This window comes from Streptomyces viridiviolaceus (assembly GCF_014650995.1).
GTDB classification, from domain to species: Bacteria; Actinomycetota; Actinomycetes; order Streptomycetales; family Streptomycetaceae; genus Streptomyces; species Streptomyces viridiviolaceus.
Window position 1 is genome coordinate 1 of record NZ_BMWA01000103.1, and the last position, 779, is coordinate 779.

At 67.4% G+C, this 779-nt stretch carries 1 protein-coding gene; it reads left to right on the forward strand.

All coding sequences use genetic code 11. The annotated features are described in order from the left end of the window. Positions 1 to 779 (forward strand): heterodisulfide reductase-related iron-sulfur binding cluster (locus tag IE260_RS41090; protein ID WP_189881029.1); only part of this gene is annotated, 779 nt, incomplete at both ends.

Genomic DNA, 779 nt, shown 5'->3' on the forward strand with positions numbered 1-779 from the left:
CACGCCAAGGCCCCCTACCTGCTGGCCGGCGGCGGCAAGACGATGGAGGGCGAGGAGAAGGCGTCCGAGGAGCAGCTCAAGGACGTGCCCGCCGCCGCCCTCGCGGAGGCCGAGCGCCCGCTGATCGGGACGCTGGAGGAGAACGGCGTCATCGACCCGGACGTCCTGTGGTCCTGCACCACCTGCGGCGCCTGCGTCGAGCAGTGCCCGGTCGACATCGAGCACGTCGACCACATCGTGGACATGCGCCGCTACCAGGTCATGATCGAGTCCAGCTTCCCCTCGGAGGCGGGCACGATGCTCAAGAACCTGGAGAAGAAGGGCAACCCCTGGGGCCTGGCGAAGAAGCAGCGCCTGGAGTGGACCAAGGAGGTCGACTTCGAGGTCCCGGTCGTCGGCAAGGACATCGAGGACCTCACGGAGGTCGAGTACCTGTACTGGGTCGGCTGCGCCGGCGCCCTGGAGGACCGCGCCAAGAAGACCACCAAGGCCTTCGCCGAACTGCTGCACATGGCGGGCGTGAAGTTCGCCATCATGGGCGGCGACGAGAAGTGCACCGGCGACTCCGCCCGCCGCCTCGGCAACGAGCCCCTCTTCCAGGAGCTCGGCATGGAGAACGTCATGTCCCTCAACGCCGCCTTCGGCGAGGAGATGGACGACGACGGCAAGGTCACCGAGGAATCGAAGAAGCCCAAGTCGGCGAAGAAGATCGTCGCCACCTGCCCGCACTGCCTCAACACCCTCGGCAACGAGTACCCGCAGCTCGGCGGCGACTACGA